Origin of the sequence: Phenylobacterium sp. RIFCSPHIGHO2_01_FULL_69_31 (assembly GCF_001824475.1) — a bacterium.
Taxonomy (GTDB): domain Bacteria; phylum Pseudomonadota; class Alphaproteobacteria; order Caulobacterales; family Caulobacteraceae; genus Phenylobacterium.
On the sequence record NZ_MHXN01000014.1, the window covers coordinates 377,404 to 398,791 of the forward strand.

The 21,388-nt window shown below is 69.7% G+C and carries 17 protein-coding genes; 9 read left to right on the forward strand and 8 right to left on the reverse strand.

The window, feature by feature from the left end; genetic code table 11:
- Positions 1-76: 76 nt before the first annotated feature.
- Together cysK and vsr are read left to right on the forward strand one after the other, a co-directional pair.
- A complete protein-coding gene (gene cysK / locus A2790_RS11120; protein ID WP_293391252.1) occupies positions 77-1,069 on the forward strand; it encodes a cysteine synthase A in 993 nt (330 codons plus the stop codon).
- Positions 1,066-1,482 (forward strand): DNA mismatch endonuclease Vsr, encoded by a 417-nt coding sequence (gene vsr / locus A2790_RS11125; RefSeq protein ID WP_293391254.1) that lies wholly within the window; start codon positions 1,066-1,068, stop codon positions 1,480-1,482. Before cysK ends, vsr begins: the two co-directional genes overlap by 4 nt.
- Here the strand turns inward: vsr and A2790_RS11130 are convergent.
- From A2790_RS11130 to A2790_RS11140, 3 genes are all read right to left on the reverse strand, one after another.
- Complete coding sequence (locus A2790_RS11130; RefSeq protein ID WP_293391257.1) at positions 1,479-1,943, reverse strand: OsmC family protein; 465 nt, start codon at positions 1,941-1,943, stop codon at positions 1,479-1,481. The two genes, vsr and A2790_RS11130, sit on opposite strands and share 4 nt — an antisense overlap.
- A 13-nt stretch (positions 1,944-1,956) precedes the next feature.
- Positions 1,957-3,744, reverse strand: coding sequence for an acyl-CoA dehydrogenase C-terminal domain-containing protein (locus A2790_RS11135; RefSeq protein ID WP_293391259.1), 1,788 nt, complete (start codon positions 3,742-3,744; stop codon positions 1,957-1,959).
- Between the two features lie 105 nt (positions 3,745-3,849).
- Positions 3,850-4,317 (reverse strand): MerR family DNA-binding transcriptional regulator, encoded by a 468-nt coding sequence (locus A2790_RS11140; protein ID WP_293391261.1) that lies wholly within the window; start codon positions 4,315-4,317, stop codon positions 3,850-3,852.
- A 249-nt stretch (positions 4,318-4,566) separates the two neighbouring features.
- Between A2790_RS11140 and A2790_RS11145 the strand changes: the two genes are divergently transcribed.
- A complete protein-coding gene (locus A2790_RS11145) occupies positions 4,567-6,957 on the forward strand; it encodes a zinc-dependent metalloprotease (RefSeq protein ID WP_293391264.1) in 2,391 nt (796 codons plus the stop codon).
- Here A2790_RS11145 and A2790_RS11150 read toward each other — a convergent pair.
- On the reverse strand, positions 6,954-9,410 hold the full coding sequence (locus tag A2790_RS11150; protein WP_293391267.1) for a PAS domain S-box protein: 2,457 nt from the start codon (positions 9,408-9,410) through the stop codon (positions 6,954-6,956). The two genes, A2790_RS11145 and A2790_RS11150, sit on opposite strands and share 4 nt — an antisense overlap.
- Positions 9,411-9,498: 88 nt before the next feature.
- Entirely contained in the window at positions 9,499-11,196 is a 1,698-nt protein-coding gene (locus tag A2790_RS11155) for a lysine--tRNA ligase (RefSeq protein ID WP_293391271.1), read from the reverse strand.
- 140 nt (positions 11,197-11,336) lie between these two features.
- Between A2790_RS11155 and A2790_RS11160 the strand changes: the two genes are divergently transcribed.
- Genes A2790_RS11160 through phnD form a run of 4 tightly spaced genes read left to right on the forward strand, consistent with a single transcriptional unit; the run spans position 11,337 to position 17,158 of the window.
- On the forward strand, positions 11,337-13,874 hold the full coding sequence (locus tag A2790_RS11160) for a TonB-dependent receptor (RefSeq protein ID WP_293391274.1): 2,538 nt from the start codon (positions 11,337-11,339) through the stop codon (positions 13,872-13,874).
- The gene (locus A2790_RS11165) at positions 13,868-15,406 is read left to right on the forward strand and encodes an alkaline phosphatase D family protein (RefSeq protein ID WP_293391277.1); all 1,539 of its coding nucleotides are present in this window, start codon (positions 13,868-13,870) and stop codon (positions 15,404-15,406) included. The genes A2790_RS11160 and A2790_RS11165 overlap by 7 nt, the downstream gene beginning before the upstream one ends.
- Entirely contained in the window at positions 15,399-16,175 is a 777-nt protein-coding gene (locus tag A2790_RS11170) for a hypothetical protein (RefSeq protein WP_293391280.1), read from the forward strand. Before A2790_RS11165 ends, A2790_RS11170 begins: the two co-directional genes overlap by 8 nt.
- Entirely contained in the window at positions 16,172-17,158 is a 987-nt protein-coding gene (phnD, locus tag A2790_RS11175; protein WP_293391283.1) for a phosphate/phosphite/phosphonate ABC transporter substrate-binding protein, read from the forward strand. Before A2790_RS11170 ends, phnD begins: the two co-directional genes overlap by 4 nt.
- On the opposite strand, the gene A2790_RS11180 is transcribed toward phnD, so the two are convergent.
- On the reverse strand, positions 17,155-17,577 hold the full coding sequence (locus A2790_RS11180) for a PaaI family thioesterase (protein ID WP_293391285.1): 423 nt from the start codon (positions 17,575-17,577) through the stop codon (positions 17,155-17,157). The genes phnD and A2790_RS11180 overlap by 4 nt on opposite strands.
- Positions 17,578-17,581: 4 nt before the next feature.
- On the reverse strand, positions 17,582-18,022 hold the full coding sequence (locus tag A2790_RS11185; RefSeq protein WP_293391287.1) for a PaaI family thioesterase: 441 nt from the start codon (positions 18,020-18,022) through the stop codon (positions 17,582-17,584).
- 87 nt (positions 18,023-18,109) lie between these two features.
- Here A2790_RS11185 and A2790_RS11190 point away from each other — a divergent pair, with 87 nt between their 5' ends.
- Complete coding sequence (locus tag A2790_RS11190) at positions 18,110-19,117, forward strand: ligase-associated DNA damage response exonuclease (RefSeq protein ID WP_293391289.1); 1,008 nt, start codon at positions 18,110-18,112, stop codon at positions 19,115-19,117.
- Positions 19,118-19,122: 5 nt separating this feature from the next.
- A complete protein-coding gene (locus A2790_RS11195; protein WP_293391292.1) occupies positions 19,123-20,745 on the forward strand; it encodes a cisplatin damage response ATP-dependent DNA ligase in 1,623 nt (540 codons plus the stop codon).
- Positions 20,746-20,755: 10 nt separating this feature from the next.
- On the opposite strand, the gene A2790_RS11200 is transcribed toward A2790_RS11195, so the two are convergent.
- Complete coding sequence (locus A2790_RS11200) at positions 20,756-21,277, reverse strand: HAD family hydrolase (RefSeq protein WP_363080787.1); 522 nt, start codon at positions 21,275-21,277, stop codon at positions 20,756-20,758.
- Positions 21,278-21,388: the final 111 nt, after the last annotated feature.

Consider the following 21,388-nt stretch of genomic DNA (forward strand, 5'->3'; position numbering starts at 1 on the left):
GCCCCACGGCTCGCCGCTTCCAATCCCCATCGGAAGGCTTAGGGTTCGGCGCGAACTTCAAGCCACGAGGTCCACGATGGACGACGCCACTCCCGACAAGGCCTACACCGCCGCCCGCTACAAGCGCTCGGGCCGGGGCCGGATCTACGACTCCGTGCTGGACCTGATCGGCGACACGCCGCTGGTGCGGCTGCCGCACCTGACCGCCGCCCTCAAGCCCAAGGGCGAGGTCGTGGCCAAGCTCGAGTTCTTCAACCCGCTGGCGTCGGTCAAGGACCGCATCGGCGTCTCCATGGTCGAATGGCTGGAGGCGACGGGCAACCTGAAGCCGGGCGGCCGGATCGTGGAGCCCACCTCGGGCAACACCGGCATCGCGCTGGCCTTCGTGGCGGCAGCCAAGGGTTACAAGATCACCCTGGTCATGCCCGAGAGCATGTCGATCGAGCGGCGCAAGATGCTGCTGATCCTGGGCGCCACCCTGGAGCTGACCCCGCCCGAGAAGGGGATGGCCGGCGCCGTGGCCCGGGCCCGGGAGATCGTCGAGGCGACGCCCGGCGCGGTGATGCCGCAGCAGTTCGACAATGCCGCCAACCCGTTGATCCACCGGGTCTCGACCGCCGAGGAAATCTGGAACGACACCGAGGGCCGCGTGGACGCGGTGATCTCGGGCGTGGGCACCGGTGGCACGATCACCGGCGTCGGCCAGGTGCTGAAGGCGCGCAAGCCGTCGCTGAAGATGGTGGCCGTCGAGCCGGCCGCCTCGCCGGTGCTGTCCGGCGGCGCGCCGGCTCCGCACAAGATCCAGGGCATCGGCGCCGGCTTCGTCCCCTCGATTCTGGACCGCGGCGTCATCGACGAGATCATCCAGGTGACCAACGAGGACAGCTTCGCCATGGCGCGGCGGGTCGCCAAGGAAGAGGGCATCCCGGTGGGCATCTCGTCGGGCGCGGCGCTGACCGCCGCCTTCGACCTGGCCAGCCGCGACGAGATGGCCGGCAAGCTGGTCGTCGCCATCATCCCCAGCTTCGCCGAACGCTACATCTCCACCGCCCTGTTCGACGGACTTTGAGCGGCGCCACCGACGTCTACGGCCCCGAGAAGCGCTCGGCGGTCATGCGGCGGGTGAAGGGGCGGAACACCGCCCCCGAGATGGCGGTGCGCCGGGCGCTGACCAAGCTCGGCGCCCGCTACCGCCTCCACCGCAAGGACCTGCCGGGCAACCCCGACATCGTCCTGCCGGGCCGCCGGCTGGCCATCTTCGTCCACGGCTGCTTCTGGCACGGCCACGACTGCGCCCGCGGTTCGCGGGTGCCCAAGCGGAACCGCGAGTACTGGGTCGCCAAGGTCGGCCGCAACGTCGCCCGCGACGAAAGGGGCCGCGAGGCCCTGGCGGCGCTGGGCTGGCGCGTCGAAACGATCTGGGAGTGCGAGCTGAAGGACGCAGCCACGCTGGACGCCCGGCTCGCCGCCCTGCTGGCCTAAGCCGGCGCGACCTCTTCCACCACCACCTCGGTCTTCACCGAATTGGCGATGAAGCATTCCTCGTGGGCGCGGTGGTGGAGGTGTTCGGCCTCCGCCTCCGTGGGGCGTTTGCCGGCGTACGCGATCTCGGGCCTGAGGGTGACCTTGCTGACCCAGGACACGCCAGCCGCGTTCTTCTCCATCACGCCCTCGGCCGCGTCGCGGTAGCGGGTGACGGTGAAGCCCTCCAGCCGGGCCATGTGGAGGAAGGTCAGCATGTGGCAGGAGGAAAGCGAGGCGACCAGCATCTCCTCCGGGTCCACCGCCCCCTTCACCGCCCACTTGCCCACCACGTGCGGCGAGGAGGTCGCCGGCATACGATGCTCGGCGAAGTCCACCAGGTGCCCGCGGCTGTAGCGGCCGGTCAGGAAGTCCTCGCCCTCGGCCAGGACCCAGTCGATCGTCGCGCGATAGGCCGCCACGGTATCCCCCTTCTCAGAACGCTTCGGCAGGAAGCTTCATCATGAGATCGGAGCCGGTCTTCAGCTTCGCAAGCCGGCTGGACGTCTCCGGCAACAGCCGTTCCACGTAGTAGCGGCCGACCACCAGCTTGGTCTCGTAGAAGGGGTCCTTGTCGCCGCCGGCGATGCGGGCCAGGGCCGCCTTGGCCTGCAGGCTCCACATGTAGGCCAGCGCGGTCAGGCCGAAGAGCTGCAGGTAGTCCGTCGAGGCGGCGCCGGCGTTGTCGGGGTTGGCCAGGCCGTTCTGCATCAGCCACATGGTGGCCTCCTGCAGCTCCGCCTTGGCCTTGGCGAGACCGGCGGTGAAGGGCTTGAGGCCCTCGTCCTTCTCGTTCTCGGCGATGAAGGCGTCCAGCTCGGCGAAGAAGCTCATCACCCCGCGCCCGCCGTCGGCCGCCAGCTTGCGGCCCACCAGGTCCAGCGCCTGGACCCCGTTGGTGCCCTCGTAGATCAGGGCGATACGCACGTCGCGCAGGTACTGGCTGGCCGGGAAGTGCTCGGTGAAGCCCGAGCCCCCGTGCACCTGCATGGCGTCCGAGCAGACGTTGAAGCCGCGATCGGTCAGGAACGCCTTCACCACCGGGGTCAGCAGGGCCATGTAGTCGCGGCCCTTCTGCTGGACCGCCTCGTCCGGGCTGGCGTGGCTGAGGTCGCCGTGCAGCGCGGTCCAGGCCATGAAGGCGCGGCCGCCCTCGACGATGGCCTTGGCGTCCATCAGCATCCGGCGGACGTCGGGGTGGACGATGATCGGGTCGGCCGGGCCGTCGGCGTTCTTCGGGCCGGTGAGCGAGCGCCCCTGCAGCCGGTCCTTGGCGAAGGCGGCGGCGGCCTGATAGGCGGCCTCGGCCTGGGCGATCCCCTGCAGGCCGACGCCCAGCCGGGCCTCGTTCATCATCACGAACATCAGGTTCAGGCCGCGGTTTTCTTCACCAATGAGCCAGCCGGTCGCCTCCTCGTGGCTGATCACACAAGTGGCGTTGCCGTGGATGCCCATCTTCTCTTCCAGGCCCAGGCATTTCACCGAATTGCGTTCGCCGGGATTGCCGTCCGCGTCCGGCAGGAACTTCGGCACGATGAACAGGCTGATGCCCCGGGTGCCCTGCGGCGCCCCCTCGATCCGGGCCAGCACCAGGTGGACGATGTTCTCGGTCAGGTCCTGCTCGCCACCCGAGATCCAGATCTTCTGGCCCGTGATCTTGTACCTACCGTCGCCCTGCGGAACCGCCTTGGTGCGCAGCAACCCCAGGTCCGTGCCGCAGTGCGGCTCGGTCAGGTTCATGGTGCCGGCCCATTGGAACGAGGCCAGCTTGGGCAGGTAGAGGTCCTTCTGCTCCTGCGTCCCGCCCACGTGGATCGCCGAATAGGCGCCGTGCGTCAGGCCTGGGTACATCGAGAAGGCCATGTTCGCCGAGGAGCTCATCTCGGAGAAAGCCACGTTGACCACGTGCGGCAGCCCCTGGCCGCCATAGGCCGGGTCCGAGCCCAGGGCCGGCCAGCCGCCCTCCACCAGCTTGGCGTAGGCGTCCTTGAACCCGTCGGGCGTCTTGACCGTGAAATCCGGGCTCCAGACGCAGCCCTGCTTGTCGCCTACACCGTTCAGGGGCGCCAGGACCTCCGAGGTGAACTTGCCGGCCTCGTCCAGGATCGCGTCGATGGTGTCCATCGACGCGTCGGCGAAGGCGGGCAGGTTGGCGTAGCGGTCCAGCTGCAGCACGTCGCGCAACAGGAAGGCGTAGTCCCGGACAGGGGCCTGGTAGGTCATGGAGGGCAAACCTCGAGAGGAAATGGCGGCAGGTTTTCCCGCCGATACCATGCTCCCCCCGAGCCGTCATGGCCGGGCTCGCGCCCGGCCATCATCCGAGCGCGCTCAGGCCTCGGCGCCGTCCAGCTGGCGGCGCAGCATCTGGTCGTAGTCGGCGGCGCGGGGCAGCAGGTCGGGGCGCGTATTGGCCAGACGCTTCTCCATGGCGGTGATCCCGCCGCGGAGCTGGTCGATGGCCGCGTCGATGTCCTGCTTCTGCTGCTCCAGCGCCACGATGCGCTCGCGGAACTTCTTCAGGCTCTTCGCCGCCTGCTGGGCGCCCGAGTCGTCCGCCTCGTAGAGGTCAAGGATCTCGCCGATCTCGCTGAGCGACAGGCCCACGCGCTTGCCGCGCAGGATCAGCACCAGCCGGCCCCGGTCGCGGTAGGAATAGACCCGGTTCATCCCGTCGCGGGCGGGATTGAGCAGGCCCTTGTCCTCGTAGAAGCGCAGGGCGCGGGGCGTGCATTTGAACTCAAGGCACAGCTGCCGGATCGTGTAGGTCCGGGCCGGACGGCGCAGGTCCGTTGGCATGATGACGTCCTCCCTTAGGTTATCGTTGATAATACGGTGCCCTCGCTTTCCGTTTACGTCAAGGGAGCCTGACGTTCACGCTGCGGTGAAACGAGGCCTCCCGGCGCGGACGGAGCATCGCGCGAAATGCGGCGGCCTGTTGGCGTACAGCCCCTGGGCGCCGGCGCGCCGTGTGGCTAGCTTCGCCGCCTGTTCGTCGTGGGGGTTGCCGTGAAGCGAGTATGGTTGGCCGGCGCGGGATGCGCCGTCTTGTTGGCGCTGGCCGGCCCGGCGGCCGCGAAGGCCAGGAGCGACGCCACGGACCCCGTCGCGGGGCTCGCGCGCCAGGAAGGGTTGGTCTTAGTCTACGCCGACGCCGCCAAGGGGCGGGTGCTGGTGGCGTTGCCGAAGCCCGACGCCGACGGGATCGCGGGCCGCTACCTCTACGTCTCGGCGCTCAAGACCGGGCTGGGCTCGGCGCCGGTCGGCCTGGACCGTGCGCGCCTGGGCGATACCCAGGTGCTGGCTTTCCGCAAGGTTGGCGGCAAGGTGCTGGCCGAGTTCGAGAACACCCGCTTCCGCGCCGCCGGCGCGCCCGTCGCCGAACAGGCCGCGGCCCGCGAGGCCTTCGCCACCTCGGTGGTCTGGGCCGGCAAGGTCGAGGCGACTCTCCCGGACGGGCGTCTGCTGGTCGATCTGTCATCATTCCTGACGCGGGACGTGATCGGCATCGCCGACGCCCTGAAGCAGGCCGGCGAGGCCGGCTACAAGCCGGTCGGCGACCTCTCGGTGGTCGACACCTCGGCGGTGAAGGTCTTCCCAGAGAACGTGGAGTTCGAGGCGCTGCAGACCTACGCCTCCGACACCCCCGGCCCGGAGACGCGCAACATCGCGCCCGATCCGAAACTGATCACCCTGGCCGTCCGCCATAGCCTGGTGAAGCTGCCGGAGCCCGGCTATCAGCCGCGCGCCTTCGACCCACGCTCAGGCGCCTTCGACGGCCTGGTGCTGGACTACGCCGCTCCCCTCGACCAGGACATCGTCCAGCGCCTCGCCCGGCGGTTCCGCCTGGAGAAGACCGACCCCGCCGCCGCGGTGTCCACCGTCAAGAAGCCGATCGTCTTCTATGTCGATCGCGCCGCCCCCGAGCCGATCCGCACGGCGCTGCAGGAAGGCGCCCAGTGGTGGGCCAAGGCCTTCGAGGCCGCCGGGTTCAAGGACGCCTACCGCGTCGAGATCATGCCGGAAGGCGCCGATCCCCTCGACGTGCGCTACAGCGTCATCAACTGGGTCAATCGCGCCACCCGCGGCTGGTCCTATGGTCAGGCGGTGACCGACCCGCGCACCGGCGAGATCGTGAAGGGCTCGGTGCTGCTGGGCTCGCTGCGGGTGCGCCAGGACATGCTGATCTTCGAGGGCCTGGTGGGAGCCGACGAGAGCGGCAAGGGCGGGCCGAACGATCCGATCCAGGTCTCGCTGGCCCGCATCCGCCAGCTTTCGGCGCACGAGGTGGGCCATTCCCTGGGCTTTGCGCACAACTTCGCCGCTTCGACCCAGGGCCGGGCCTCGGTCATGGACTACCCCGCCCCGCGCGTGAAACTGACGGACGGGAAGATCGACCTCAGCGACGCCTACGGCGTGGGCGTCGGCAAGTGGGACGCCTTCACCGTCGACTGGCTGTACGGCGACGGCGACCTGGCCGCGAAAGCCGCCCGCGCGGCCCAGACCCTGCGCTACATCACCGACCAGGACGCCCGGGCGGTGGGCACGGGCCAGCCCCATGCGGCGATCTGGGACGACGGCGACGAGCCGGTGGCCGAACTGGCCCGCGTCATGGCCGTCCGGCGGGTGGCGATCGACCGGTTCGGGCCCCACGCCCTGCGCCCGGGCGAGCCGGCCCAGGCGCTGAAGCGCAAGTACGTCCCCATCTACCTGCTGCACCGCTACCAGCTCGAGGCGGCGGCCAAGCTCGTGGGCGGGGTCGACTTCAGCTACGCGGTCCGGGGCGATCCGTCGGCCAAGGCCGAGGTGGTCCCCGCGGCCCGGCAGCGTGCGGCGCTGGCCGGCCTGCTCGCCGCCATGACGCCCCAGGCCCTGGACACGCCCGAGGCGCTGATCCCCTACCTCTCGTCCGGCCAGTCAGGAGACACCGACCGCCAGTACCAGATCGAGGTGTTCGATGGCGCGGGCGGCCCGGTGTTCGACGCCCTCAACGCCGCCGACGTGGGGGCCGGCATGGTGCTGGACGCTCTCTTGGCGCCCGACCGCCTGGCCCGGCTGACCGAACAGCATCGGCGTGACGCCGCCCAGCCCGGGGTCGGCGAGGTGGTCGACCGTCTGCTGGCCCAGGCCTTCGCCCCGGCGTCCGGCCGGCTGGCCGAGGTCGCCCGCCGCATTCAGAGCCGCACCGCGCTGGAGTTGGCCGCCGCCTCGCGGCGGCCGGATGTCTCCCCCGCAGCCAAGGCCGAGATTTCGCAGCGATTGGCCGACCTCGCCGTGAAGCTGAAGGCGGGGCCCGGCCCCGAGCCATCCGACCGGGCCCACCGCCTGACCCTGGCGGCGCTGCTCACCGACAAGGACGAACTGGCCCGGGTCCTGGCCCAGCCCAAGCGGCGGCCGGAAGCGCCGCCCGGCATGCCGATCGGCAGCGACGAGGACTAGCCGGCGCGGCGGTAGGTCTCGGCGTCGGCGGCCCTGGCCAGCGCCGTGGCGCGCGCCACGGCCGCGATCAGGGCGCCGGGGTCCACCGGCTTGGTGACGACCCCGTCGAAGCCGGCTGCCGTGAGGGCGGGCAGGTCGATCTCGTGTTCGGCCGACGCGGTGAAGGCCAGGATCGGCGTCGTGGCGTTGGGCCCGTTGCCTTCACGGATGCTCCGGCAGGCGGTGACGCCGTCCATGCCAGGCATGTTGAGATCCATCAGGATGGCGTCGAATGTTCCAGCGCCGGCCGCATCGATGGCCGAGCGGCCGCTCTCGACAGCGGTGACCTCGACCCCCACGCCCGACAGGAACAGGCGGACCAGCTCGCGGTTCGCGGAATGGTCGTCGACGACCAGGACCTGCGCGCCGCTACCGGCCGCGTCTCCAGGGCCGAGGCGGGCGTCGATGGCCATCGCGAGCTGTAGCTCGACCGCCTCGGCCGGGACCTCGAACCAGAAGCGACTGCCCTTGCCGCGTCGCGAGGCGGCGCCGATCTCGCCGCCCATGGCCTCGATCAACCCCTTGCAGATCGAGAGGCCGAGGCCCGTGCCGCCGTTCTTGCGGCTGAGCGAGCCGTCGACGTCCGCGAAGCGCTGGAACAGCCGGACTTGTTGCTCGGGCGTCAGGCCTGGCCCGGTGTCGAGAACCTCGATGCGCAGACGCTCGCCCTCATGGGCAAGGCGGAGTGTGACGCCGCCGCTGGCGCTGAACTTGACCGCATTGCCTAGCAGGTTGAGCAGAACCTGCCGCGTGCGGTCAGGATCCAGCGATACGACCAGACCCTCCGGGGCCGAGTTCTCGAAGGCGAGGGCAAGATCCTTCGCGCCAGCCTGTGGTGCGAAGAGGTCCAGGGCGTTCCGGCACAGCTTGGCGACGTCGACGGCCTGGGGCTCGATGGTGACCTGTCCAGCCTCGAGCTTCGAGAAGTCCAGCACGTCGTTGACGGTCGAGAGCAGGGCCTGGCTCGCGTAGCTGATCCGCTCCACGAAGCCGCGACTGACCCCCGACAGTTCGGGTTGGGCCTCCACCAGCCGGGTAAAGCCGACAATGCTGGTCAGGGGCGTGCGGAGTTCGTGGCTCATGTTCGCCAGAAACTCGGACTTCACCGCGGTGGCGGCCTCGGCCTCGGCGCGCGCGTCGCGAAGCTCCTGCTCCATGGCCTTGCGGGCGGTGACATCTCGGATGACATCGGTTACGCCGCAGATCGCGCCGGTCACCGGATCCCGGGATACCGACGGTGTCGCTTCCAGCCAGATCTCCCGGCCGTCCTTACGCATTCCGCGGTACTCGACGGGGCTCGGGGATGTCTTGCTCGCTTGGACGAACTGCCGGGCAACGGCAATTTCGACCTCGCTGCGGTCTGCGGGGTTCACGAAGTCCAGCGCCGGGCGGTGCAACAGATCCTGGGCGGTGTAGCCAGTGACCGCGACCACCGAGGGCGAGACATAGGTGATCCGCCCCCGCAAGTCGTACTGCATGATCAGATCCGACACGTTGTCGGCGATCAGGCGATACTGGGCCTCGCTGGCCGCGAGGGCGCGCTCCTGGGCCTTGCGCTCGGTGATGTCCTGGAAAACGCCGATGAGGCCGACGACCTTGTCTCTGTCGTCCGACTCGCAAGCGGCCTTGCAGGCGACGTCGCGGACAACGCCGTCGCGCCGCCGGATCTGGGTCTCGAACTCATAGCCCTGGCTCGTCGCGATCGCCTCGACGATGAGCTGGGAGATTGCGGCCTGGTCGTCCAGCGAGAAGAACGCCAACGCATCGTCCAGCGCCGGATTGAAGCTTTCGCGGGTCACGCCGTGGATACGGTACAGCTCGTCCGACCACGTCACCGCCCCCGTGTCGATCTGGAGCCGCCAGTGCCCCACGCCAGACATGTGCTCGGCCAGTTCGAGCTTGCGGCGCTTCTGGTCGGCGATCCGTCGGGCGCGGCGCAGTTCCAGTTCATCGACGACGATACCCGCCAATGTCTTCAAGCGGGCCAATTCGGTCTCGCTCGGACGCTCGCGGGGCTTGTCGTCGATGACGCAAAGGGTCCCCAGGTTATGGCCTTCCGGGCTTGTCAGCACCGCGCCGGCGTAGAAGCGGACGTGCGGATCGTCGGTGACGAAGGGGTTGTCGATGAATCGCGCGTCGGTCTTTGCGTCTTCCACGACCATGACCGCGTGCGCCTCCATCTGGATAGCGTGGGCGCAGAAAGCGTGTTCCCGCGCCGTCTCGTCGTCGTCCAGGCCCAGTTTGGATTTGAACCACTGGCGATCGGCGTCGATCAGGCTCACCAGGGCCATCGGGGCGTCGAACAGCTGGGCCGCCAGGCTGGTCAGCCGGTCGAAAGCGCCCTCAGGAGCGGTGTCCAGCACCCCGTAGTCCAGCAGGCTCTGCAGGCGTTGGAACTCACGATCGTCGGTCACGCGTACACCCCCGGTCACTTCCGGGGATTTTGGGCCGCGGCCCAAGACGAAGCCTTAACCCGGGGCGCGACACGCCGCCGCACGCGTCCTAGGCGCTTGTGAGCTCTCCGGCCAACGCCCGCTCGATCAGGTCCACCGTGCGGTCGACCCCGAAGATCGCCACGAAGGAGCCGAAGCGCGGGCCCTGGCTCTGGCCCAGCAGCACCTCGTAGAGGGCGGAGAACCAAGCGCGCAGCGGCTCGAATCCGGCCGCCTTGCCGACCTCGAACACCTCGTTTTGGATCGCCTCGGCGTCGGCGCCCGGCGGCAGGGCCTTCAGCTTGGCGACCAGGGCCTCCATGGCTCCGCGCTCCTGTTCGCTCGGCGCCCGGAACTGCTTCGAGGGCTTCACGAAGTCCTCGTAGTAGTTGATCGCATAGCCCGCGAGGCGGTCCAGCAGCGGCTCGCTCTGGGGCGTGGCGCCCGGCAGGTAGCGGGCGATGAACGCCCACAGCAGATCCTTGGTCGACGCGTCCGCCGCGGACACCAGGTTCAGCAGCAGCGAGAAGCTGACCGGCGAGCCCTTTTCCGGCGGATCCCCGTGATGGACGTGCCAGGCCGGGTTGTCGAGCTGGGCCGCATTGTCCCCCTCCGCCTTCTTGCGGATCAGGGCGTCGAGCTGTTGCAGATACTCGTCCGTCGCCTTGGGGATGACGTCGAAGAAGAGCCGCTTCGCCGACTTGGGCGACTGGTACATGTAGTAGGTGAGGCTCTCGGGCGCGCCGTAGCGCAGCCATTCCTCGATAGTCAGGCCGTTGCCCTTGGACTTCGAGATCTTCGTGTTGTTCTCGTCCATGAAGAGCTCGTAGTGGAACGCCTCGGGCGGCTCGGCGCCCAGGGCCTTCACGATGCGGTTCGAGACGCGCACCGAGTCCACCAGGTCCTTGCCTGAGGCCTCGAAGTCCACGCCCAGCGCCGTCCAGCGGGCGGCCCAGTCGGGGCGCCACTGCAGCTTCACATGGCCGCCGGTGACCGGGACCTCGGTCAGCTCGCCGTCCTCGTCCGGGAAGGTGATCGTGCCCTTCTCCACGTCGCGGGCCACGGTCGGCGCCTGCAGCACGCGGCCGGTCTTCGGGCTGATCGGCAGGAAGGGGGAATAGGTGGCCCGTCGTTCCTCGCCCAATGTCGGCAGCATGATCGCCTGGATGGCGTCGAAGCGGGCCAGGATGCGCAGCAGCACCTCGTCGAACCGGCCCGACTTGTAGGTCTCGGTCGACGACATGAAGGTGTATTCGAAGCCGAAGCCGTCCAGGAACGCGCGCAGCCGGGCGTTGTTGTGGGCGCCGAAGCTTTCGTATTCGCCGAACGGGTCGCGGACCGAGGTCACCGGCTTGTCGCGGTCCTCTTCCAGCATCGCCTTGTTCGGCACGTTGTCCGGGATCTTCCGCAGGCCGTCCATGTCGTCGGAGAAGACGATCAGCTGCGTCGGGATCGCATCCTCGGTCAGGGCCCGGAAGGCGTTGCGCACGATGGTCGGCCGGGTGGCCTCTCCGAAGGTCCCGAGGTGGGGCAGCCCGGACGCGCCATAGCCGCACTGGAACACCACCGGCTTGGCCAGGGCGGGCAGGGTCTGCACCGCCTCGGCGAACTTGCCCTGGGCGAACAGGGCGGCGGCCAGGTCGCGCTCCGCGTCGGACAGGCGCAGGCGCGTGATGCGGTCCAGCAGCAGGCGCGCCTGTTCGAACGGCCAGCTCTTGGCCTCGCGCGCCTTGTGGGAAAGTCCTCGGAGGTTCGGGCCTTGCGACATGGCGGCGGCCTAACGCCCCTGGCGGTCCGGCTCAAGCCCAATCGGTCGGCGGGCTGTCACGCGATCATCGCGCGGGCGTGACGCGTCTGACACGCGAGGTCCCTAAGCCGCGCCGGGTCTGGTCGAACGGGGGGTATGGGATGCGACGGTTCACGACTTCGGTAAGCGGCCTGGCGCTGGCCTCGGTTCTGGCGGCGGGTCCCGCCGCGGCGCAGCAGGTGGACGAACTGGTCGTCACCGGCCAGCGGCTGTCGCAGCAGCGCGCCATCGAGACGAAGCGCGAGGCCCTGGGCGTCGTGGACGCCATCTCTGCCGACGACATCGGCCGGCTCGCGGACAAGAACGTGGCCGAGAACCTGGAACGCCTGCCGGCCATCGGCGTGGCCTACGACCAGGGGGAGGGCCGGTATGTCTCGATCCGCGGCACCCCCTCGGCGCTGAACAATGTGACGCTGAACGGTGTCGAGGTCGGCAATCCCGACGGCGACAGCCGGGCGCTTCCGCTGGACGTAATCAGCGGCCAGCTCCTCGGCCGGCTCGAGGTGCTGAAGGCCGTGACGGCGGACCGTGACGCCCAAGGCATCGGCGGCACGATCAACCTCGTAACCCAGTCGCCGTTCGACCTGCGGCAGGATCGGATCGCCCAGCTCCGGGCCCAGGTCGGCTACCAGGAGTTCAACGAGAAGTACCCGGTGCAGGGCGACCTCACGCTCGGCGGCGTGATCGGGAACTGGGGCGCGTTGCTGGGCGTCAGCTATTCCCAGCGCAAGTACCGGTCTGACGGCCTGTTTCCGGACGACTGGCGCACCGTGCCCGGCGTGGCGCGGGGCGGCTTGCCGATCAATCTGAAGTACACGAACTACACCCTCGACCGCGAACGCATCGGCGTCAGCGGGACGGTGGAGTACAAGCCCTCCGACGACAGCCGGTTCTATTTCCGCGGGCTGTGGTCGCGCTTCACCGAGGACGAGTACCGCCAGCGCTTCCGCCTCGACTTCGCCTCCAACCTCGCGAACGTCACGCTGAACAGCGCCGGGACCGGCGGGGTCGCCCGCAACGTCGAGGCCCGCCAGGACCTCCGCACCGAGTACAAGGAAAAGTCGATCTCCAGCTTCCAGCTCGGGGCCGAGCACGAGCGGGGGCCCTGGCGGATCGATTACGACGTCTCGTGGGGCTTCAACGAGCTGATCGAGCCCAACGAGCTGTGGCTGTTCCGGGGCGGCGCGGCCACCGTCGACTTCGACATGCAGCCCCTGCTGTACACCGCCACGCCCCGGAATCTGGCGGCGAGCGACCTGGGCTTCCGGCAGTACACCGTCCAGGACGAGACCGGCGAGGAGACCAACAAGGCCGCCCGCTTCGACCTGCGCCGCGACATCGACATCGGCGAGGACAGCTTCTTCAAGATCGGCGCGAAGATCCGCGAGACCGACAAGAAGTTCGACGGCCGCACCGACATCTACGAGCGCGGAACCACGGCCAACCGCTTCACCCTGGCCGACTTCGGTCTCCAGGGGCCGAACATGGACGTGTCCCTGGGCGAGGCGACCTATGTCAGCCAGTTCGTCATCGACGAGGAGGCCATCAAGGCTTTCACGGCGGCGAACCTCGGCGGGCCCCGGATGGTGCGGAACAATTCGACCAGCCTCTCCAACGACACGCTGAGCGACTACAGCCTGACCGAACGCGTGCTGGCTGGCTACGCCATGGCCAATATCGACTTCGGCGCGGTGAGCCTCCTCGCCGGCTGGCGTGTGGAGCGGACCGAGACGGACGTCCGCGGGTTCCTGCTCACGGGCGGTGTGGTCAAGCCGGTGACCCGGTCGGGCGAGTACAGCGACTTCCTGCCGAACCTGCACCTGCGCTGGGAGCCGCGCGAGGACGTGGTGGCCCGCGCCGCCTACACCCACACCATCGGCCGGCCCCAGTATCCGCAGCTGCGTCCGGGCGGCCTGCTGACCGTCGTGACCAATCCGGACGGCACGCTGGACGGCGATCTTTCCGAAGGCAACGTGGACCTGAAGCCGTTCCGGTCCGAGAACTTCGACCTGTCGGTGGAATGGTACTTCGCCCCGGGCGGCCTCGTCTCGGCGGGCGCGTTCCTGAAACGGATCGAGGACCCGATCTTCAGCTTCCGCGAAACCCAGACCGGCGTGACGCTGGATGGCCGCACCTTCACCCGTTTGGCCTACACCCAGCCGCGCAACGCCGAGGACGGTGAGATCCGTGGGGTGGAGCTGCAGTACCAGCAGCAGTTCACCTTCCTGCCGGGGCTCTGGAGCGGCTTCGGGGTGTCGGGCAACGTCACCTTCACCGACTCCGAACTGACCGTTCCGGGCCGGGGCGAGCTGCCGTTCCTCGGCCAGTCCGACCTGCTCTGGGGCGCCCAGCTCTTCTACCAGAAGGGTCGGATCGAGGCGGCGCTGTCGTACCACCACACGGGCAAGGCCCCGCAGTCCATCGGCAGCAACACCGACGCCGACACCTTCGATGACGACTACCGCCGACTGAACGCCAAGGTAAGCTATGCGGTGACCGACCGTATCGAGGTGTTCGTGGACCTGCAGAACCTGACCGACGAGAAACTGCGCGAGTACCAGGCGGGCCGCGAGGACTGGCTCACCAACTACGAGCGCTACAAGCGCACGTACTACGTGGGGCTCTCTGCGCGGTGGTAGACGGCTCGACCCGTCGCCGCCTGCTCGTCCAGGCCGCCGCCCTGGCCGGCGCGGCGCTGTCGCCGGCGGCGTGGACACCTGCCGTCGCGCAGACCCGGCTGGCCGACTATCCGTTCCGCGTCGGGATCGCCTCGGGGGAGCCCGAGCCGGACGGGGTCGTGCTCTGGACGCGCCTGGTCGTCGATCCCCAGGCGATGGACGGCGGAATGGGGGCCGCGCCGGTCCGCGTGGACTGGGAGATCGCCGAGGACGAGGGCCTGCGCAAGGTGGTGCGGCGCGGCCGGGCCCTGGCCGTGGCCGAGGCCGGCCATTCGGTCCACGTCGAGGTCGCGGGCCTCAGGCCCGACCGCCGCTACTTCTACCGCTTCACCGCGGGCGGCCACGCCAGCCCGGTGGGCCGCACCCGCACGGCGCCTGAGCGCGACGCCCGGGTCGACAGGCTGCGGATCGCCTACGGCTCCTGCCAGAAATACGAGTCCGGCTTCTACGCCGCGCACGCGCATCTGGCCGACGAAGACCCGGATCTGGTGCTCTTCCTGGGCGACTACATCTACGAGAAGGCGGCGGCCAAGGAGGCCGTGAGGTACCATCCGCCCGTGGAGGCCCGCGACCTCGCCAGCTACCGCCAGCGCTACGCCTGGTACAAGGCCGACGCCGACCTGCAGGCGGCCCACGCGGCCGCGCCCTGGGTAGTCATGTGGGACGACCACGAGGTCGCCAACGACTACGGCGGCGACCAGGACCGCACCAATCCGCCGGCCGCCCTGTTCCTGCAGCGGCGGGCCGCCGCCTACCAGGCCTACTACGAGAACATGCCGCTGCGCCGGGCTGTTAAGCCGGTGGGCCCGGACATGCGTCTCTATCGGGCGGTGGACTGGGGGCGGCTGGCGCGGCTCGCGATCCTCGACGACCGCCAGTTCCGGGCGCCCCGTAGCTGCGACGGCCAGTCGAATGGCAAGCTGATCCCCGCCGCATGCCCCGAGCGCAGCGATCCGAAGCGGTCGCTGCTGGGCGAGCGGCAGGAGGCCTGGCTGTCCGGCCAGCTGCGCGACACGCCCGCCCTCTGGAACCTGCTAGGGCAGCAGACCCTGATGAACGAGGTGATCACACCTGACGGTCGGGTCAGCAACGATGGCTGGGACGGCTACGCCCAGACCCGCCGCCGCATCCTGGAAGGCTGGCGGGACCACAAGGTGTCGAACCCGGTCGTGTTGGGCGGCGACGTCCACACGTTCTTCGCCGCCGACCTGTCGCTGGAGCCGGGCGGCAAGCCGATCGCCAGCGAGTTCGTCGGCGGCTCGATTAGCTCGCTCGGCCGCTCACGCGAGATCGTCCAGGGCATGATGACCATCAACCCCCAGATCAGGTTCGGCGACGGAGACACCCGCGGCTACGGCCTGGTGGACATCACCGCCCGAGAATGCGCGGTCACCTTCCGCGGCGTTGAGAATGCGCTGGCGCCCAAATCGCCCGTCCGCGACCTGGCGAAATTCGTGGTCGAGGACGGCAGGGCGGGGTTGAACAATGCTTGAGTTCCTGGCCGCCGCCGTCCTGGCGCTCAGCCCGGCCGAGACGCTATCGCGCCTGCCCGCGCCCGAGGCGAACCAGGGCGTGGCGGTGGACCCAGCCTTCATCTACGCCGTCGATAACTCCACCATCGCGAAGTACGACCGCGCCACCGGCCAGAAGGTGGCCGCCTGGGCGGGCGATCCGGCGACCTTCCCCCACCTGAACTCCTGCGCCGTCATGGGTCCGGAGCTGGTCTGCGCCAGCTCGAACTATCCCAGCCTGCCGATGCAGGGCTCGGTGGAGGTGTTCGACCCGGCGGCCATGACCCACCTGCGATCCATCGCCATCGCGCCGCAGCCGGGCTCCCTGACCTGGGTCGACCGGCGGGCCGACGGGTGGTGGGCCTGTTTCGCCAACTACGACGGCCGCGGCGGCCAGGCCGGCCGCGACCACCGCTTCACCACCCTCTTGCGCTATGACGACAAGTGGAAGGTGACCGGTGTCTGGACCTTCCCCGACAGCGTCCTGGCCCGGTTCAAGCCGAAGAGCGCCTCCGGCGGGGCCTGGGGCGCGGACGGCCGCCTGTACGTCACCGGCCACGACCTGCCGGAGGTCTATGTCCTGGAGCTGCCGCGGATCGGCTCGGTGCTGAAGCACGTGGCCACCATCCCGGTTGCGGTCGAGGGCCAGGCCATCGCCTTCGACCGCAGCGCGGACCGGGTGCTCTTCGGGATCAGCCGCGCGAAACGCGAGGTGGTGGCGATGAAGCTGCCGCCGGTGGAGGCGAAATGAACCGCAGACTGATCCTCGCCCTCGCTGGTGCCGCCGTCCTGGCTGGCTGCGGCCAGTCCCAGCCCGCGGCCGAGCGCAAGGAGATCGTCTTCTCGATCCTGTCGGCCGAGAGCCAGACCAGCGCCGAGGCCGATTGGGCGCCCTTCCTCGCCGACATGTCCAAGGCGGTGGGGCGGCCCGTGAAGGCGTTCTACGGCTCGAACTACACGGCCCTGATCGAGGCCATGCGGTTCAGGCAGACCGACCTCGGCTGGTTCACCAACCAGTCGGGCTTGGAGGCCGTGCGCCGCGCCAATGGCGAGGTCTTCGCCCGCTCGGTGAACCCCAGCGGCATCGACGGCTACGAGGCGGTGATCATCATCAAGGCCGGCTCGGGTCTCACCCTCGACCGCATCCTGAAGTGCGACCGGACGCTCAACTTCGGCATGGGCGACCCCAAGTCCACCTCAGGCACCCTGGCGCCGATGACCTACCTGTTCGCGCCGCGCAACCTCGACCCGTCCAACTGCTTCAAGACCGTCCGTTCGGCCAACCACGAGACCAATCTGTTCTCGGTCTCGGGCGGCCTGCTGGACGCGGCCACCAACAACACCGCCTCCATGGACCGGCTGAAACTGTTGGACACCGACGTGGCGCGCAACACGCTGAAGAACGTCGAGATCGTCTGGCGCTCGCCGCGCATTCCGGAGGATCCGCTGGTCTGGCGGAAGGACCTGGACCCGGCGCTGCGCAAGAAGCTCGGCGACTTCATCTTCAGCTATGGCGTCGGCGACACGCCCGAGGCCGCCCGCCAGCGCGCGATCCTGGAAAAGATCCAGACCAAGCCCTTCGTCGTCGCCGACGACAGCCACCTGATCCCGGTGCGCGAGATGGAGGCCACCGGCCAGCTCATCGAGGCCCGCAACCGCAAGGACGCCGCCGCCGAGGCCAAGGCCCAGGCCGCCCTGGCCCAGATCGCCAAGGAGCGGGCGGCGGCGCCTTAGGGCTCTTCGTTCCGCATCAGGAAGTGCCCCGTCAGCCCGGCGATCGGCTGGGCCCGGCTGTCCTGCCAGGCCTCGACCTGCACATTGGCCACCCGGCGGCCGACCTTGCGCAGGATGGCCCGGGCGTAGGTGTCCTGGGCCCGCCCCGAGCGCAGGTACTCGATGGTGATGTCGATGGTCTTGGGCACCCGCTGGCCGGGCTGGGCGAGCGACAGCTGCGCCAGGGCGGTCAGCTCCATGAAGGCCCCCAGCGCCCCGCCGTGCAGGGCCGGCAGGATCGGGTTGCCGATCAGCGTCCGCTGGAACGGCAGCACGGCGGTCATCTCGTCGCCCGCCAGCTCCACCCGCATGCCGAGGAAGCGGACGTAGGGCACCTTCTGCAGGAAGGCGTCGAGGCTCTGGATCGCGGTGTCCTCCATCGGCTCAGCCCTTCAGCGGCTGGGCGCGGGTGTTGAGCATGAACGCCGCCTGGGCCGTCGCCACCAGGTCGCCGCGCTCCACATCCCAGGCCTCGGCGCGCACGAAGCCGACCGTGCGGGTCAGGCGGTAGGCGTGCGCCTCGGCGGTGACGCCCGTCCGCGGCGCGGCGGGCCGCAGGTAGTCGATCCGCAGGTCCAGTGTGGCGATGGGCGTGAGCTCGCCCATGGCCGAATTGATCGCCAGGCCGCAGGTGTGGTCGATCAGCGCCGTGACCACGCCCGAGGCGATCACCCCGGTCTCAGGGTCGCCCACCAACTCCTCGCGCCACGGGGCGGACATCACGCCGCGACCCTTCTCGACGGAGACCAGCGAGAGCCCCAGCGCGTCGGCGTGGGGCGCCATCAGCATCCGCTCGGGCAGCGGGGCAGTGTTGAAGTCGGACATGCCCACCGGCCTAGGGACTGACGGGCGGGGAAGTCAATGATCCAGGGTCTGGGCGGAGCCTTCGCCGCGCCCCTACATTGAACAGCGATGATCCGGCCCCAGGACCTTCTCTGCCCCAAGCCCGAGGGCCTCTACTGCGCGCCCGGCGACTTCTACATCGACCCCGTGCGCCCGGTGGACCGGGCGGTGATCACCCACGGCCACGCCGACCACGCCCGCGCCGGCCATGGGGCCGTACTGGCGACGCCGCAGACCCTGGACATCATGGGTGAGCGCTACGGGGCGGACTTCGCTCAGGCCAGACAGCCGGCCGCCTACGGCGAGGCTATCGCCCGCGACGAGGTGGAGGTGACGCTGGTCCCCGCCGGCCACGTTCTGGGATCCGCCCAGGCGGTGGTGCGATGGAAGGGCCTGACCATGGTCGTCAGCGGGGACTACAAGCGTCGCCGGGACCCGACATGCCCGCCGTTCGAGCCCGTCCCCTGCGACGTCTTCATCTCGGAGGCGACGTTCGGCCTGCCGGTGTTCCGCCACCCCGACGACCGCGAGGAGGTCGCCCGCCTGCTGCGCTCGGTCGCCCAGTTCCCGGAGCGCAGCCACATCGTCGGCGCCTATGCCCTGGGCAAGGCCCAGCGGATCATCCGCCTGCTGCGCGAGGCCGGCTGGGACCGGACAATCTACGTCCACGGCGCGCTGGAGCGGCTGAACGCCCTCTATGAGCGCCACGGCATCGACCTGGGCCCGCTGGCCCCGGCCACCACGGCCAAGAAGGCCGAGTTCGCCGGCCAGATCATCGTCGCCCCACCCTCGGCCATGCAGGACCGCTGGAGCCGCCGGTTCCCCGAGCCCGTCGCCGCCTTCGCCTCCGGCTGGATGCAGATCCGCGCCCGCGCCCGCCAGAAGGGCGTGGAGCTCCCTCTGGTGATCTCCGACCACGCCGACTGGGACGAGCTGACCGCCACGATCGATGAACTGCGCCCGGGAGAGCTCTGGATCACCCACGGCCGCGAGGAGGCCCTGGCCCGCTGGGCCAGCCTGCACGACATCCCGGCCCGCGCCCTAGCCCTCGTGGGCTACGAAGACGAGGAGGAGTAGGGCCGGTGCGCGCCTTCGCCGAACTGCTCGACCGCCTGTCGCTGACGTCCTCGCGGAACGCCAAGTTGACGATGGTGCGCGACTACCTGCGCGACACGCCCGACCCGGACCGCGGCTGGGCTCTGGCGGCCCTGACCGGCGAACTCAGCTTCGACGCCGCCAAGCCCGCCTTCATCCGCAAGGCGGTGGAAGAGCGGATGGATCCGCAGCTCTTCCGCTGGAGCTACGATTACGTGGGCGACCTGGCCGAGGCCGTCTCGCTGGTCTGGCCCGCGCGGCCCGGCGCGAACCGCGAGCCGGAGCTCAGCGAGGTGATCGAGGCCCTGCGCACCGCCACCCGGCCGGAGGTACAGCGGCTGATCGAGGGTTGGCTGGACGCCATGCGCGAACCGCGCGAGCGCTGGGCCCTGCTGAAGCTGATGACGGGGGCCCTGCGCGTGGGCCTGACCGCCCGCCTCGCCAAGCGCGCGGCCGCGGAGATGGGCGGCGTCGATCCGGCCGAGATCGAGGAGCTGTGGCACGCCCTGCATCCTCCGTACGAGGACCTGTTCGCCTGGCTGGAAGGCCGCTCGGACAAGCCGTCCGCGGAGAATCCGGCGCGCTTCCGGCCCGTGATGCTGGCCCAGGCCATCGACGAGGCGGTGGACTTCGCCAAGCTGGACCCGGTCGACTACGCTGCCGAGTGGAAGTGGGACGGCATCCGGGTGCAGGCGGCGCACGAGGGCGGCCTGCGCCGACTCTACACCCGCACCGGGGACGACATCTCCCGCACCTTTCCCGACGTCCTGGACGCCCTCGACGACGAGGGGGTGATCGACGGGGAGCTGCTGGTGATCCGCGACGGCCGGGTCGCGCCCTTCGCCGACCTGCAGCAGCGGCTGAACCGCAAGACGGTGGATGCCAAGCTGATGGCCGCCTATCCGGCCGCGATCCGCGCCTACGACCTGCTGCAGGACGGCCCCGATGACACCCGCGGCCTGCCGCTCACCGAACGGCGCCGGCGGCTCGAGGCCTTCGTGGCGCGCCAGGCCAGCCCGCGCATCGACCTGTCGCCCATGCAGCCGTTCCAGACCTGGGCCGAGGTCGCCGACCTGCGCGCCGCCCCGCCGGAGGGCGATCCCCAGGTCGCCGAAGGCCTGATGCTGAAACGGTGGGACGCGCCCTACGTCGCCGGCCGGCCCAAGGGGCCGTGGTTCAAGTGGAAGCGCGACCCGTTCCTGATCGACGCGGTCCTGATGTACGCCCAGCGCGGCCACGGAAAGCGGTCCAGCTACTACTCGGACTACACCTTCGGCGTCTGGAACGCGGACGAGCTCGGCCAGCGGGCGCTGACGCCCGTGGGCAAGGCCTATTTCGGCTTTACCGACGAGGAGCTGCGGCAGATCGACAAGTTCGTTCGCGACAACACCGTCGAGCGGTTCGGCCCGGTGCGCTCGGTGCGCGCCGAGCCCCACAAGGGCCTGGTGTTCGAGGTCGCCTTCGAGGGCCTGCAGCGCTCGACCCGGCACAAGTCGGGCGTCGCCATGCGCTTTCCCCGCATCAGCCGCATCCGCTGGGACAAGCCGCCGGGCGAGGCCGACGAGCTGGACGCCCTGGAACGGCTGCTGGTCCAGATGGAGGGCCGCTGACCGACGGCCCTCAGGGCAGCAGGTCTTCCTTCGCCAGGAAGGCCTTGAGGTCCCCGCCCTCGAACAACACCGCCCGCACGCCGGCCCGCAAGGCCGCCTCCAAGTCGGAGGGCTTGTCGCCGACCAGCAGCGAGGCCTCCGCATCGATCGGCCAGTCCTGCAGCGCCTGCAGGATCATTCCCGGGTTCGGCTTGCGCAGCGGCGGGTCGGGGTGGCGATAGGCCTCCACCGGCGCCTCGGGGTGCTGGGGCGCGTGATAGAAGGCGTCGATGCGCCCGCCGACCTCGGCCAGGTCGGCCTGCATCCGCGCGTGCAGGGCGTGCATGTCGTCCTCGGAATAGTAGCCGCGGCCGACCCCGGACTGGTTGGTCACCACGATCACCAGCCAGCCGGCCCGGTTGAACGTCGCCACCGTCTCGCGGGCGCCGGGGATCCAGCGGAAATCCTCCCAGCGATAGACGTACCCGCGGTCCTCGTTGAGCACGCCGTCGCGGTCGAGGAACAGGGCGGGTCGGGCGAGGGGATCGGGCACGGGGGCGATCATACCGGCTGGCGGGCAGGGCGGGTTTCCAGAAAGCCTGATTCCGGGCCTATGGTCGCGGGGCAAGGCCATCCGGCTCCGCTGCATTGCGGCAGAGCCTCG

Excerpts from the sequence above, each read along its gene's own strand:
- cysK (WP_293391252.1), top strand. The coding sequence starts at position 77 with ATGGACGACGCCACTCCCGACAAGGCCTACACCGCCGCCCGCTACAAG.
- A2790_RS11135 (WP_293391259.1), bottom strand. The coding sequence starts at position 3,744 with ATGACCTACCAGGCCCCTGTCCGGGACTACGCCTTCCTGTTGCGCGAC.
- A2790_RS11140 (WP_293391261.1), bottom strand. The coding sequence starts at position 4,317 with ATGCCAACGGACCTGCGCCGTCCGGCCCGGACCTACACGATCCGGCAG.
- A2790_RS11155 (WP_293391271.1), bottom strand. The coding sequence starts at position 11,196 with ATGTCGCAAGGCCCGAACCTCCGAGGACTTTCCCACAAGGCGCGCGAG.
- A2790_RS11160 (WP_293391274.1), top strand. The coding sequence starts at position 11,337 with ATGCGACGGTTCACGACTTCGGTAAGCGGCCTGGCGCTGGCCTCGGTT.
- A2790_RS11170 (WP_293391280.1), top strand. The coding sequence starts at position 15,399 with ATGCTTGAGTTCCTGGCCGCCGCCGTCCTGGCGCTCAGCCCGGCCGAG.
- phnD (WP_293391283.1), top strand. The coding sequence starts at position 16,172 with ATGAACCGCAGACTGATCCTCGCCCTCGCTGGTGCCGCCGTCCTGGCT.
- A2790_RS11180 (WP_293391285.1), bottom strand. The coding sequence starts at position 17,577 with ATGGAGGACACCGCGATCCAGAGCCTCGACGCCTTCCTGCAGAAGGTG.
- A2790_RS11185 (WP_293391287.1), bottom strand. The coding sequence starts at position 18,022 with ATGTCCGACTTCAACACTGCCCCGCTGCCCGAGCGGATGCTGATGGCG.
- A2790_RS11190 (WP_293391289.1), top strand. The coding sequence starts at position 18,110 with ATGATCCGGCCCCAGGACCTTCTCTGCCCCAAGCCCGAGGGCCTCTAC.